The following is a 12,894-nucleotide window of genomic DNA, read 5'->3' as shown; positions in this document are numbered from 1 at the left end:
TATTGCCTGGTGCTCCTTTGGGTGCTATCTTTTGGTACTTTGAAATGTTGCGCCTATTCAACGTTTCAGAATCATGTTTTCATGCGCCCTTAGTCCGGTGCCGCGCAGACGGATCTGCAAAAAAATTAAAAATATCGTTCCCTTGGAGAGCAAGTTTCATGAAACACGTGCAATTGATGGATGACGTCCATTTCCACGATTTACTGATGTCCGTGCTTCGTGATCTGTTCGGCGACTTTTGCGAGGAAGACCTGGCGAAGCTGCTGCCGCGCCTGCGGACCGTCGAGCTTTCGGCAGGCGATGTACTGATGCGCCAGGGCGATCCGTCCGATTCCATGTTCATCGTTCTCTCCGGTCGCCTGCGCGCCTATGTCGCCTCGGAGGAGGGCGGTTCGACGCTCATCGGCGAACTCGGGCGCGGCGATCCACTCGGTGAAATGGGCATCATCAGCGGCACGCCGCGCCGCGCCAGCATCCAGGCCATTCGCGATTGCGTGCTGGTGCGCCTGGCGGCGGAAGATTTCGAGGAAGTGCTGGTCTCCTGGCCGAAGGTTGCGCTGCCGCTGGCGCGCAAGCTGCTGGAGCGGCAGGCGCGCAGCAACCAGCCGCAAGTCACGCAGCGCAAGATCGTCAACCTGTGCGTGCTGCCGATCCATGACTTCAGCGGCGAAGCCGGCCTTGTGACATCGGTCTGCACCCGCCTGCGCAAGGAACTCGAAAGCGTCATCGCCCGCACCACGAATGGGCCCGGCGGCGCCACCGGCGTCGCGCTGTATCATCCGACGACCCTGCCGGCCGAGTTCGCGAACGGACGGTGGGAATCGTCGGAGGAACTGCACCGCAAGCTGCTGATGTGGCTGGACACCCAGGAACAGACGCATGCGATGCAGGTGTTCGTCGCGGATGACGGCGACAGCGCGTGGACGCGGCTCTGCATCCGGCATGCGGACCAGATCCTGCTGCTGGCGGACGCCGACGGCGACGCCACGCCCGGCAACATCGAACAACGCTACCTCACCCCCGGCAGCTACCTCAGCCAGGCAACCCAGACCCTGCTCCTGCTGCATCCGTCCTCGCGGCGCGCGCCGTCCGGCACCGCCCGCTGGCTCGACGCGCGTCCGCACATCGATACTCTCGGCCACTCGCATTACCACCTGCGGCGCAATACCGACGGCGACTGGGCACGTATCGCCCGCATCCTCAGCGGCAACGCCGTCGGCCTCGTGCTGGCGGGCGGCGGCGCGCGCGGCTTCTCGCAGCTCGGCATCATGCAGGCGCTCGAAGAACAGGGCATCACCTGGGACTACGCCGGTGGCACGAGCATCGGCGCGGTCATGGCCGCCTATGCCGCGATGGACCTGCCGTCGTCGCAGGTCCAGGCCCTGGCGCGCAAGTCCTTCTCCAAAAATCCAACCGGGGATTTCAACTGGTTGCCGCTGATGTCGGTGATGCGTGGCCGCCGCCTGCAGCGTGTCATCCGCGACGCGGTCATCGATGTGATGGGCGGCGAGGGCGGCATCGAAGACCTCTGGAAACCGTTCTTCTGCATCGCCTCCAATTATTCGCGTGCCCGCGCCGACATCCTGCACAAGGGGCCGCTGGCACTGATGCTCACCGCCAGCGTGTCGATCCCGGCAGCGCTGCCGCCGGTGCTGTGGAAGGGCGACCTGCTCACCGACGGCGGCACCTTCAACAACTATCCGGTCGACATCATGCGCGAACTGGGCGCCGCGAAAGTCATCGGCGTCGACCTGCGCCGCGACCGGTACCGTCCGCTGGAATTTCCCCAGATGCCGAGTGCCGAAAGCCTGCTGCTCGACCGCCTCACCCGCGGCCGCAAGACGCAGCGCTTCCGCGGCATTCCATCACTGCCGACGGTGGTGTTCAACGTCGCGGCCATGGCCAGCATGGCGCATGACAAGCGCATGCGCGAACTGGTCGACCTGCAATTCAATCCCGACGTCTCGCGCGTCGGCATGCTGGAATGGGAAGCCTTCGACCGCGTGCTCGACATCGGACTGAAGCATGGACGTGAGATGCTCGGTGCGGCGGAAGCGGGTGAGCTGTTGAGCCAGTTGCAAATGACGGGCAGGAACGCGGCAGAAGTGCCTGTCGATTTTGCGACGCAAAGGCCGAGGACGGTGCAATCGGCGCAAGCCGGGGTGGAACCGGCGGCGTCTTGAAAAGCGGTTAATTTTGACCCCTAATTGCACCACAAGCGCTTTCACCTCTTGCCGCGGCCAAGATAGACCCAGGACAGCAATGCCATGATTCCGGCTGCAAACACCAGGCTCCCAAGCGCCGTGACGGAATCAGGCGGCAGCTTGGTGATGATGTAGCTGCCTGCCGAACCGGCGCCCATGCGCAGGCAACTGATCAGCGCCGCCGCCGAGCCGACCAGCAGCGGCGCGGCGCTCAGGCCGCCAATCGTGGCGGTCGGCATCAATAGGCCATTCCCCGCGCCGAACAGCACCATCGGAATGGCCACTGACCATGGGCCGGGGGATGTCCACAGCGACAGGCCGACGATCAGCATGCCCGACGCGATAAACAACACGCAGCCGGCCTCGATCAGTGTTTCCGCTTTCGTATGGAGCGCGATACGGGTGGTGGTGAAGGTGCCCATCATGAAACCGAGTGCCGGCATCGCGGCAAACACCCCATAGTCGGCGGGACTGACATCCATGTGTCCGATGAGCAGCACCGGCGCGCCGGTCTGGTAGGTGAAGAGCCCGACCGCGCCGCACATGACGGGCAGCGTGTGGACGTGAAATTTGCGCATGCCGAGCAGGCCGACATAGTTGACCAGCATCGACCAGTGGCTGCTGACGAAGCGCTTATGGCCGGGGAGGGTTTCGACGAGCCGCCGCGTCGCGAGCGCGAGCAGTGCCACCGCGAACAATGCCACCACCACGAAATTTGCGCGCCAGCCGAACAGCTCCTGGATGTAGCCGCCGAAAAGAGGAGCGAGCATCGGGGCGACGGCGACCGCCATCGATACCTGGGCCGCCGCCTTCGCCGCCATCTGGCCGTTCAGGGCATCCTTGACCATCGAGCGCGATAGCACCAGTCCGCCGCTCGCGCCGATGCCTTGCAGGAGCCGCGCCGCCAGCAGCATCGGCACCGTTGCCGAGAACAGCGCGGCGACGCTGCCGATCAGGAAGACGGCCAGCATGAGGAGCGCCACCGGGCGCCTGCCGAGGCGGTCGCTCAACGGGCCGACAACGAGCGAAAACGCCGCCATCGCGCCGAGATAGACCGTCACGGTGTATTGCATCAGGTCGGGTGTGACACTGAACGCCGACGCCATGGCAGGAATCGACGGCAGATGCACGGCGGAGGCGAACAGCCCGAGCGCAGGCAGCAGGCTGATCATCCACAAAGGCGGCATGGCGAGGGATTCAGTATCGAGCGTGGCTGCCATGCATGGCCTTTTTTTGATAACTTATTTCATTGCTGTGCGCCACGGCGTTCCTGTCATTCCCCGGAAAAGTTTTGCAGGCAGGGATGCATTGCATGCGTAATGCGGTGCATCCCGTAGTCCCCGTCTTCACGGGGACGACGGCATTGATGTGAAAACTGCTTGCGCTTATTGATGCTGCTATTCATCCGTAAAGTTCGGCGGACGTTTCTCGATGAATGCATTGACCGCTTCCTCGTGCTGCCGCGTGTGGTGGGCGAGCGCCTGGAAGCTGGCCGACATCTCAAGCAGCGTTTCCAGACGGGTATGCTGTCCTTCCCGCATCAGGCGCTTGGTCATGCGCAGCGCATGCCCCGGATTCGCCGCGATCTTGCGGGCGATTTCCTGCGCCTTTTCCATGAGCTGCTCATGCGGCACCACCTGCGATACCAGTCCGCAGGCCAGCGCGTCTTCCGCCGTGATGGGCGCGCCGGTGAATGCCATTTCGCTTGCCTTCGACATGCCGACCGCGCGGGGCAGCAGCCATGCGCCGCCGTCGCCGGGGACGATGCCGAGCTTGATGAAACTTTCCGCAAAAGTGGCCCGCTCGGAAGCAATGCGGATGTCGCACATGCATGCGAGATCGTTGCCTGCGCCGACGGCGGGTCCATTGACAGCCGCGATCGTCGGCACTTCGAGGTTGTAGAGCGCCAGCGGTATGCGCTGGATGCCGTTCTTGTAGGAATAGCGGATCATCGCCGGTTCGACGCTGCGCCCGACGTTCTCGCGCATTGTTTTGACATTGCCGCCGGATGAAAATGCCGGGTCGGCGCCGGTGACGATGACTGCCCGGACCGAAAGATCCTTGGTGATGGCATCGCATGCCTCGGCGAATTCATTGATCGCCTCCGCGCTCGACAAGGCGTTGCGGATGTCCGGGCGGTTCATCGTCAGCGTGACGATCGCACCCGATTTTTCGTAGTTCAGAAATGCTGCCATTGTCGTTCTCCTTGCATGATTGATCGTGCTGGCGGTTACGGCACGTTTTTCTGTTTGACGACGCCACGCTCCTTCAGGCTTTCGATCGCCTGCTCGTCGTAGCCGAGTTCGCGCAGGACTTCGCTGGAATGCTGCCCGAGCAGGGGCGCCTGGTAGCGCACGCGCGCCGGCGTGGCGGAAAACCGGGTCGGCGGCGCGACATACCGGATCGGGCCTTCGGTCGGATGCGTGTCGTTTTCGAACAGGCCGACTTCCTTCAGATGCGGATGATCGATCAGTTCGTCGATGCCGTAGATCGGCGTGGCGGGAATGTCGAGTTCGTCACAGATGGCCATCCATTCCGCTGTACTGCGCTTGCAGGTGATCTGGGCCAGCTCGCGGTACATGTCGACGATATGCGCGTTGCGCGCGCGGCGGTCGGCAACGTCGTATTTCTCTACCAGTTCCGGGCAGCCGGCAATGCGGAAAAATGCGATCCAGTGATCGGCCGTGTAGGGAAGGATGGCGATGTAACCGTCGGTGGTGGGCGCCGGCTTGCGGCCGCCGACCAGCAGCCGGGCATAGCCGGCCTTCGCCGGCGGCGGATCGAAGGTGAGGCCGCCGAGATGTTCGGTGAGCATGAAGGACACCATGGTCTCGAACATCGGTACTTCAACATACTGTCCGCGCCCGGTACGCTCATGGTGGAACAGCGCCGCCAGCACCGAATTGACGACCGCCATGCCGGCCGTCTTGTCGGCTACCAGCGTCGGCGCGTAATCCGGCTGGTCCTTGCCCACGCTGTTGAGGCTGGCCAGCCCGCAGGCGGCCTGGATGATGTCGTCGAATGCGGGCTTGTCGCGGTGCGGCCCGGACTGGCCGAAGCCTGGCGCGGCGCAATAGACGATGTCGGGTTTGATCGACGAAACGACGTCATATCCCAGGCCGAGCTTTTCGATCGCGGCCACGCGCATGTTGTGGATGAAGATGTCGACTTCCGGGATCAGCTTCTTGACGATCTCCATGCCTTCCGGCGTTTTCAGGTCGACCGCGATGGACCGCTTGTTGCGGTTCACCGCCAGAAAGATCGAACTCATCCCTGCGTTCAGCGATACGCCGTTGGAGCGCATGAGGTCTCCTTCGGGAATCTCCACCTTGATGATGTCTGCGCCGTAATCCCCGAGGATCTGGGTGGCGATGGGACCAAGCACGACGGAAGTCAGGTCGAGTATCCGGACTCCTGTCAGGGGGCCATTTACGCCGTCCTTGCCATCGCTTCGATTTCCGCCGCCATGCTGCGCTGTTGCTTCTGTAACCATTCGTTGACCTATTTTCGGAGAGATTTCCAGGTGTCGTCGGACCATTCCTGCATGACCTGCGCCGACGGACCGGCGGCCCCCTGCAACCATTTGCCGCCGTCGATCGTAATCGCTTCGCCGGTGATGAATTCCGCGTTGTCGGATATCAGGAAGGTGCAGAGATCCGCCAGCTCCTCATGCCGTCCCACGCGCCGCAACGCAATCCCGTTCTCGATCGGTTCGCGATGCCGCTCCTTCGGCATCAGCCGGGACCACGCGCCTTCGGTAGGAAAGGGACCGGGCGCCACGCCGACCAGGCGAATGCCCTTCGGGCCCCATTCGACCGCAAGGCTGCGGATCATCGACAGCAATCCGGCTTTCGCCATGGCCGACGGCACGGTAAAGGGCGCGCCGGTCAGCGCCGACTGGGTCAGGATGCACAGCACCGTGCCGCGCCGCTGCTGCGCGATCCATCGCCGCCCGGCGGCGATGGTGCAGTGCGCACCGCCCTTGAGGACGATATCGACGACCGCGTCGATCGCCCGTGAGGAGAGATGCTCGGTACGGGCGAGAAAATTGCCCGCCGCGTTATTCACCAGCACATCGAGCGGCCCGCCTTCCCAGATGCGCGACATCATGGTTTCGACCGCAACGGCATCGCGCACATCGCAGACATGCGTTTCCACCGGGGTGCCGAATGCTTCCTCCATTTCGGCTGCGGTCCGTTGCAGCACCTCGGCGCGCCGTCCGCAGATGACCAGCCGGGCGCCGAGTTCGACATAACGCCGGCCGATGCTTTTGCCCAGCCCGGTGCCGCCGCCCGTGATCAGGACGCGTTTGCCTGCAAGCAGTCCGCTTTGAAACATGATGCCGTTCGCCTGAACCGACGCCACGTTTACTGCGGCTTGATGCCGGCCGTTTCGGCAATGCGGCGGAAGCGGGCAATCTCCGCATTCTGATACTCGCGCATGCCTTCAGCGGTATGGGGCATCAGCTCGCCGCCGGTTTTCTTGACGAACTCTTTCGCCGCATCGGAATGCAGGGCCTTCTGCATGGCGTCGGCCAGTTTCTTCGTGATGTCGTCGGGGGTGTCGGCACGCACGTAGAAGGAGGTCCATGAGTACGTCACATACTCGGGATAGCCGCTTTCCTTGATGGTCGGCACATCGGGGAATTCCTTGTGCCGGGTCTCGCCGGAGACGGCGATGGCGCGCAGCTTGCCGGATTTGAGCATCTCGGCCGCTCCGCCCATATCGACCAGGCCCACTTCGAGGTGGCCGCCGATCACGTCGGTGAAGATCGGTGCGCCGCCCTTGTAGGAGACGTTCGTAAACTTCACCTTGGTCTGGCTCGACAGCCATTCGAGGACCAACCGGTATCCGTCGGAATAGGTACCGACGGCAACCTCCCTCTGCTTGGCCGCTGCCACCAGGTCGGCAATGTTCTTGATGTTGGAGCCCGGCGCCACCACGAGGCCATTCATGCCGCGCGTCACGCCAGAGATCGGCTTGAGATCCTTGATGGGGTCATACGGCAGATTTTTGATCGTGACCGGATTCACCGCGATGGGGGAGTTGCTGGCAAGCAGAATGGTATGGCCGTCCGCCGGCGCATTCTTCACGGTGTTCACAGCGATGATGCCGCTGGCGCCCGGACGGTTTTCAACAATGAAGGACTGGTTGAACATCTTGCTGAGCTGTTCGCCGAAAAAGCGGGCCGACGTATCCGAGCCGCTGCCGGCGGTGAACGGCACGACGATGCTGACGGTCTTGGTGGGGAAGGCCTTCTCCTGTGCCTGGCTGGCCGGGCTGGCGGCCATCAGGGCGGTGAAGGTCGATAAAGCAACGGTTGCGACTGCTGCAAGTTTCATTTCGTCTCCTTTTATAGATAGGAACAAACACACCTGCGGATATGTTTCCGCTTCAGATTTCCGTCAGCATCGGCCAGAGTGCATCGGCGCCTTTGCTTGCCACCATGCGGCCGAGCCGTGTCTGCCAGTACGTTTCATTACCGAATTCATCGCGCCATGACCACAACCGGCGGGTGCTGAAGTGCAGGTTGTGTTCCCGCGTGTATCCCATCGCGGCATGCACCTGGTGCGCGATTTCCGCGCCTTTCCCGGCTGCTTCGCCGGTGCGCGCCTTGGCGATCGCGATCGCCAGTTCGTTAGGCGCGGTAGCCGAGGCTTCGACGGCGGCATGCGCCGCCGCGCTGGATGCCGCGGCGTGGCCGGCCAGCACCGCGAGCAGGTGCTGCACCGCCTGGAATTTTCCGATCGGCCGGCCGAACTGCACGCGCTCGTTGGCATACTGCAGCGAATAGGCGAGCAGGCGTTCAAGGGCGCCGGCCATCTGCACGCTCCGGTATAGCGCGCCCTCCAGTTCCAGACGGTTGTGTGCATCGTCGAGCGGTGCGGCCGCGATCAGCGGCGCGGCCTCGAAGTCGAGATGCACGCGCGGCTCGCCGGCGAGATTTTTCTCGATCGCCTGCGCCGTGCCGGTCGTCTTCACCAGCCCCACCATCGTCTTTCCATCCTGCTCGGTGATCACCACCGCGTGCTCGCAGGTATTTCCCCAGGGGACGCGGCGTGCGCTGCCGGAAATCGTCGCGCCGCTGCCGGCCGCCCGCAGGGGCGTGCGGACAATGGTCATCGGACCGTCAGGAACCGCAAGGCCGACCGCGGCGAGCATTCGCCCGGCAAGCATCGTTTCCGCCAGTGGCACCGGCGCGGCATGGTAGGCGCTTCGCCGCAGTACCGCCATCGCATCGGCAAATTCGAAGCCGACGCCGCCGGCGGCTTCCGGCAAGGCGGCCCGCGTCAGGCCCACGTCCTCCATTGCCTGCCACAGTTCGGCGGGCCACTTGCCGGCTTCGGCGCTCTCGCGTACCGCTTTCGTGCAGGCATCTTCAAAAATCCGGTCGGTGGTCCGGATCAGGTCATCTGTCATGTCGTTCATCGCAATCCCAATCCCCGGGCAATCATTCCGCGCAAGATCTCCCGCGTGCCGCCCCGGATCGTGAAGCCGGGTGCGCGCAGGATCGTCATTCCAAGCAGTTCCGCATAGCTGTCGCCGTCGCCCAGCGTCGGCTCCGTCGGGATCAGGTGACGGAAGACTTCGGGGATCTCGCGCTCGAAAGTGGTGCCGATGTCCTTCACGAGAGCCGCCTCGACGATCGGCTGTTCGCCGCGCGTCAGCATGCCGGCGATCGAGGTGGACATGCGCCGCAGGGTGGCGAGATGGGCAACAAAGCGGCCGATCTCATTGGCCGCGCGATCGTCCGGTTCGGACCCGATGACGCGCATGGATTCGGCGAGCAGCTGGTAGGTGCTGAGAAAACGATCCGGGCCGGAGCGCTCGAAGGCCAGTTCCCCGGTCACCATCTTCCAGCCGGACCCGACTTCGCCCATCACCATGTCGTCCGGAACGAAATACTCGTCGAACACGACTTCATTGAAGTCATGCCCGCCGTACAGGTTGTAGATGGGACGGACGGTGATGCCGGGCTGCGACAGGTCGATGATGAACTGCGTCAGCCCCGCATGCCGCTCTTCCTCCTTCGGCGCGGTGCGGACCAGCGCAATCATGTAGTGAGCCCGGTGGGCGCTGCTGGTCCATACCTTGGTGCCGCTGATCCGCCATCCGCCGTCAACCTGGGTGGCGCGGGTGCGCACCGCGGCAAGGTCGGACCCGGAATCCGGTTCGCTCATGCCGATGCTGAAGAAGCACTGGCCGGATGTGATCTTCGGCAGGATCTCCCGCTTCGCCCGATCGCTGCCGTAGCGCAGAATCTGGTGACCGCTCTGCCGGTCCGCAACCCAGTGCGCGCCGACGGGCGCGCCGCCGGCGAGCATTTCCTCCGTCATGACATAGCGCTCCAGCGCGGTTCTTTCCTGGCCGCCGTACTGCTTCGGCCAGGTCATGCCGATGAAGCCGCGTTCGCCGCACTTGCGGCTGAATTCGGCATCGAACGACGACCAGGAATTGCGCTTCGGCGTGAATCCGCCGCGCGCTACTTCCTCGGCGATGAACGCGCGCACTTCCTTGCGCAGGTCCTCGACGGCGGCCGGCATCTGGACCGGCTCGAATTTGAATTCATGCATTTCGTCTCCTCGCTCCTGTGCAAGCGGCTATCCGGGTGCTTGCACGATGTGGAAAATTTATCGTGGACGCCGTAGGGGTGTAAAGCTAAAATCGCATAATGTTTTGAAATCACACATATGTGTTTTGAGGCGTAATTCCTCACGGAAATGAATCCTCTCCCGTAGGCAAACCACTGGTTACAACGTTCATGGAAAAAAACCTCGTCAAATCCGCTGCCCGTGCCATCCAGGTTCTGGAATTCTTCGATACCGTCAGGCGCGCCAGCCCCGTCGCCGAGGTTGCGGACCATTTCGGCTGGCCGCATTCCAGCACTTCTGCGCTGATGCGCAGCCTGGTCTCGCTCGGCTACCTGCATTTCGACGCCGGCGCGCGGACCTACATTCCGTCCATGCGGGTTGCGCTGCTCGGCGACTGGCTGCATGGCCCGATGCTCTCGCATGGAAAACTGTCCCAGCTTCTGGAGCAGCTCAACCATGCAACCGGCGAGACGGTCGTACTGGCGGCGCAGAACGGACTGCACTCCCAATACCTGCGTGTGCTCCAGGGAACGAACACGCTGCGCATGCATCTGCAGATCGGTACGCTGCGGCCGCTGCTGTCGTCGGGTACCGGCCGAATGCTCCTGACGCAGATGGACGACGGCACGATCCGCAAGCTGACGCGCAAATTCAACCTGGCCAGCGATGCGGCCCATCCGGTCAATGCCGAGGAGTTGCTGCGGCAAGTGGCCGAAGACCGTGAGCGCGGCTACGCCGTATCGATGAACCAGGTCACGCCGCATGCCACGCTGATCGCCATGCTGCTGCCGACGCGGCCGACGGAAAAGCCGCTGGCAATCGGCATCGCCGGCCTGACCGACCGCCTGATCGCCAATGAGCGGAAATACGTCAGGACGATGCAGGAAGCGATCAATGCCTTGTTTGAATAGGGCGGTCGCAGACACGACAACATAACCAAGGAGCGCACCATGCAAAGCGGCATATACACCTATCCCGGAACCGGCCGGGTGATTTACGGCATCGACTTCGCGCAGGCAATCGCCGATGAAGTCGAGCGCGTCGATGCACGCCGCGTCTTCGTGCTCGCCGGCGGTACCCTGGCGCGTGAAACCGATGTGGTCCGGCGCATGAAAGCCGCGCTAGGCGACCGCTTCGCCGGGCTGCATGCGGGGATAGGCGCGCATACGCCGCGCAGCGATGTCGTGGCCGCGGCCAACGCCGCGCGCGCCGTGTCGGCGGACCTTCTGCTCACTGTCGGCGGCGGATCGATCACCGATGCGGCGAAGATGGTCTGCATCTGCCTCGGCAACGACATCACCGATCCCGCGCAGCTCGATGCGCTGCGCACCATCACGGACGCGGATGGCAAAACCGTTCGCCCAAGCTTCATTCCGCCTTCGGTAGCGTCGGTCGTGATCCCGACGACGCTCTCGGCAGGCGAGTTTTCCGCCGCGGCCGGATGCACCGATACCGAACGGCAGGTCAAGGAATCCTACTTCCATCCGCAGGCGATTCCACGCACCGTCATCCTGGACCCGGCAGTCACTCTGCACACACCGGAATGGCTGTGGCTGTCGACGGGCGTGCGCGCGATCGATCATGCGGTGGAAGATCTGTGCGCCATCAACAGCAAGCCGTTCTCCGACGCGACGTCCTATCACGCGCTGCGCCTGCTCGGCAGCGGCCTGCGCGCCTGCAAGGCCGATCCGTCCAACCTGGCGGCCCGCCTCGACTGCCAGCTCGGTGCATGGATGTCGATCATCGGCACCAGCGCCGGCGTCACCAAGGGCGCGAGCCACGGCATCGGCCATGTACTCGGCGGCACGGGCGGCGTCCCGCACGGTTATACGTCCTGCGTGATGCTGCCGCATGTGTTGCGCTTCAACTTCCCGGTAAACGCGGAACGGCAGGCCTGGGTCAGCGAAGCGCTGGGCCGCAGGGGTGAACCGGCTGCGGATGTCGTCGCGACGCTCATCGCCGAGCTTGGCATGCCGCAGACCTTGCGCGATGTCGGCCTGAAGGAAGACCTGCTCGATCTGATCGCGCAGAATGCCATGCACGACCGCCTCATCCATACCAATCCACGCAAGATCGACGGGCCGGCAACGGTGCGCCAGTTGCTGGATGCGGCATGGTGATGCAATAGGGAGAAAAAAAGACAAGGAACGATTGCCGCCTGCGCGGTCTATAGACCACATCCCGTCTATTCAAGACCGCCGAAGAAGCTTTCCATGACCCGCCTGCATCAACGCTTGACCGTTGTCTTGCTCACTTACAACCGCATCGACGAACTGCTGCGTACACTGGAATACATGACCCGGCTGCCGGAGCAGCCTGCCATGATCGTCGTGGACAACGCATCGACCGATTCCACGCCGGCAATCGTTGCGAAGAATTATCCGCAGGTGCGGATCGTCACCACGAGCCGCAACATGGGCGCGGCGGCCCGCAATATCGGGGTGCAACTGGCACAGACGCCGTATGTGGCCTTCTGCGATGACGATTCCTGGTGGGCCGGCGGCTCCCTGGAGAGGGCGGTCGGCATCCTCGACATGTATCCCGTCATCGCCGCCGTATGCGGACGCGTATTGCTCGGCGACGCGGAAAGGGAAGACCCGATATGCGGCGTGATGGCAGCCAGTCCCCTGCCTTCCACTGGCATGCCGGGACCCGTGCTGCTCGGCTTCATTGCCTGCGCGGTGGTATTCCGGCGGCAGGCGTATCTCGATGCCGGCGGCTACGAGGAAAAGTTTTTCGTCGGGGGAGAGGAGGAATTGCTGACGCTGGATCTCGCGGCGGCGGGATGGCGCATCGTGTACGTGCCGCAACTGACGGTGCACCATCATCCATCGCCGCAACGGGACAATCCCGGGCGGCAGAAGATCGTACTGCGCAATGCGCTATGGGTTGCATGGCTGCGCCTGCCTGCCGCCAGCGCATGGGCGGAAACACGGCGCCTGTGCAGGTCGGCGCCGAGCTGGCAGGTGCTGAAGGCGGCACTGCTGAATGCCGCACGCGAACTGCCGTGGGTGCTGCGCAAACGCAGGGTACTGCCGCAGCAGGTGCACAGCATGTTCAGGCAATTGCGGACCTGAACGGGACCGCCCTGCGCGCTG

The 12,894-nt window shown here is 63.5% G+C and carries 11 protein-coding genes; 4 read left to right on the top strand and 7 right to left on the bottom strand.

What is annotated here, in order from left to right; translation table 11 throughout:
- The first annotated feature begins 158 nt into the window (after positions 1-158).
- Positions 159-2,183, top strand: coding sequence for a patatin-like phospholipase family protein (locus tag VGU61_RS16740; protein ID WP_326860344.1), 2,025 nt, complete (start codon positions 159-161; stop codon positions 2,181-2,183).
- Positions 2,184-2,224: 41 nt separating this feature from the next.
- On the opposite strand, the gene VGU61_RS16735 is transcribed toward VGU61_RS16740, so the two are convergent.
- From VGU61_RS16735 to VGU61_RS16705, 7 genes are all read right to left on the bottom strand, one after another.
- Positions 2,225-3,424 (bottom strand): multidrug effflux MFS transporter, encoded by a 1,200-nt coding sequence (locus VGU61_RS16735; RefSeq protein WP_326860343.1) that lies wholly within the window; start codon positions 3,422-3,424, stop codon positions 2,225-2,227.
- Between the two features lie 177 nt (positions 3,425-3,601).
- On the bottom strand, positions 3,602-4,399 hold the full coding sequence (locus tag VGU61_RS16730) for a crotonase/enoyl-CoA hydratase family protein (protein ID WP_326860342.1): 798 nt from the start codon (positions 4,397-4,399) through the stop codon (positions 3,602-3,604).
- A gap of 35 nt (positions 4,400-4,434) precedes the next feature.
- Entirely contained in the window at positions 4,435-5,697 is a 1,263-nt protein-coding gene (locus VGU61_RS16725; protein WP_326860341.1) for a CoA transferase, read from the bottom strand.
- 8 nt (positions 5,698-5,705) lie between these two features.
- Complete coding sequence (locus VGU61_RS16720; protein ID WP_326860340.1) at positions 5,706-6,542, bottom strand: SDR family oxidoreductase; 837 nt, start codon at positions 6,540-6,542, stop codon at positions 5,706-5,708.
- Between the two features lie 29 nt (positions 6,543-6,571).
- Positions 6,572-7,546 (bottom strand): tripartite tricarboxylate transporter substrate binding protein, encoded by a 975-nt coding sequence (locus VGU61_RS16715; RefSeq protein WP_326860339.1) that lies wholly within the window; start codon positions 7,544-7,546, stop codon positions 6,572-6,574.
- A 52-nt stretch (positions 7,547-7,598) separates the two neighbouring features.
- The gene (locus VGU61_RS16710) at positions 7,599-8,633 is read right to left on the bottom strand and encodes an acyl-CoA dehydrogenase family protein (RefSeq protein WP_326860338.1); all 1,035 of its coding nucleotides are present in this window, start codon (positions 8,631-8,633) and stop codon (positions 7,599-7,601) included.
- Positions 8,630-9,778, bottom strand: coding sequence for an acyl-CoA dehydrogenase family protein (locus tag VGU61_RS16705; RefSeq protein WP_326860337.1), 1,149 nt, complete (start codon positions 9,776-9,778; stop codon positions 8,630-8,632). The genes VGU61_RS16710 and VGU61_RS16705 overlap by 4 nt, the downstream gene beginning before the upstream one ends.
- A 188-nt stretch (positions 9,779-9,966) precedes the next feature.
- On the opposite strand from VGU61_RS16705, the gene VGU61_RS16700 reads away from it, so the two are divergent.
- The 3 genes from VGU61_RS16700 to VGU61_RS16690 all read left to right on the top strand — a co-directional run bounded on the left by VGU61_RS16700 (position 9,967) and on the right by VGU61_RS16690 (position 12,873).
- A complete protein-coding gene (locus VGU61_RS16700; protein WP_326860336.1) occupies positions 9,967-10,707 on the top strand; it encodes an IclR family transcriptional regulator in 741 nt (246 codons plus the stop codon).
- A gap of 39 nt (positions 10,708-10,746) precedes the next feature.
- Positions 10,747-11,916, top strand: a complete 1,170-nt coding sequence (locus VGU61_RS16695; RefSeq protein ID WP_326860335.1) for an iron-containing alcohol dehydrogenase — start codon at positions 10,747-10,749, stop codon at positions 11,914-11,916.
- A 93-nt stretch (positions 11,917-12,009) separates the two neighbouring features.
- Positions 12,010-12,873, top strand: coding sequence for a glycosyltransferase family 2 protein (locus VGU61_RS16690; protein ID WP_326860334.1), 864 nt, complete (start codon positions 12,010-12,012; stop codon positions 12,871-12,873).
- The last annotated feature ends 21 nt before the right edge of the window (positions 12,874-12,894 follow it).

It is taken from the genome of Noviherbaspirillum sp. (genome assembly GCF_035944575.1).
Classification (GTDB): domain Bacteria; phylum Pseudomonadota; class Gammaproteobacteria; order Burkholderiales; family Burkholderiaceae_D; genus Noviherbaspirillum.
Note: the sequence above shows the minus strand (reverse complement) of the source record. Positions and strands in the feature narration are given on the sequence as shown.

Excerpts from the sequence above, each read along its gene's own strand:
- VGU61_RS16740 (WP_326860344.1), top strand. The coding sequence starts at position 159 with ATGAAACACGTGCAATTGATGGATGACGTCCATTTCCACGATTTACTG.
- VGU61_RS16735 (WP_326860343.1), bottom strand. The coding sequence starts at position 3,424 with ATGGCAGCCACGCTCGATACTGAATCCCTCGCCATGCCGCCTTTGTGG.
- VGU61_RS16730 (WP_326860342.1), bottom strand. The coding sequence starts at position 4,399 with ATGGCAGCATTTCTGAACTACGAAAAATCGGGTGCGATCGTCACGCTG.
- VGU61_RS16725 (WP_326860341.1), bottom strand. The coding sequence starts at position 5,697 with ATGGTTACAGAAGCAACAGCGCAGCATGGCGGCGGAAATCGAAGCGAT.
- VGU61_RS16720 (WP_326860340.1), bottom strand. The coding sequence starts at position 6,542 with ATGTTTCAAAGCGGACTGCTTGCAGGCAAACGCGTCCTGATCACGGGC.
- VGU61_RS16715 (WP_326860339.1), bottom strand. The coding sequence starts at position 7,546 with ATGAAACTTGCAGCAGTCGCAACCGTTGCTTTATCGACCTTCACCGCC.
- VGU61_RS16710 (WP_326860338.1), bottom strand. The coding sequence starts at position 8,633 with ATGAACGACATGACAGATGACCTGATCCGGACCACCGACCGGATTTTT.
- VGU61_RS16705 (WP_326860337.1), bottom strand. The coding sequence starts at position 9,778 with ATGCATGAATTCAAATTCGAGCCGGTCCAGATGCCGGCCGCCGTCGAG.
- VGU61_RS16700 (WP_326860336.1), top strand. The coding sequence starts at position 9,967 with ATGGAAAAAAACCTCGTCAAATCCGCTGCCCGTGCCATCCAGGTTCTG.
- VGU61_RS16695 (WP_326860335.1), top strand. The coding sequence starts at position 10,747 with ATGCAAAGCGGCATATACACCTATCCCGGAACCGGCCGGGTGATTTAC.
- VGU61_RS16690 (WP_326860334.1), top strand. The coding sequence starts at position 12,010 with ATGACCCGCCTGCATCAACGCTTGACCGTTGTCTTGCTCACTTACAAC.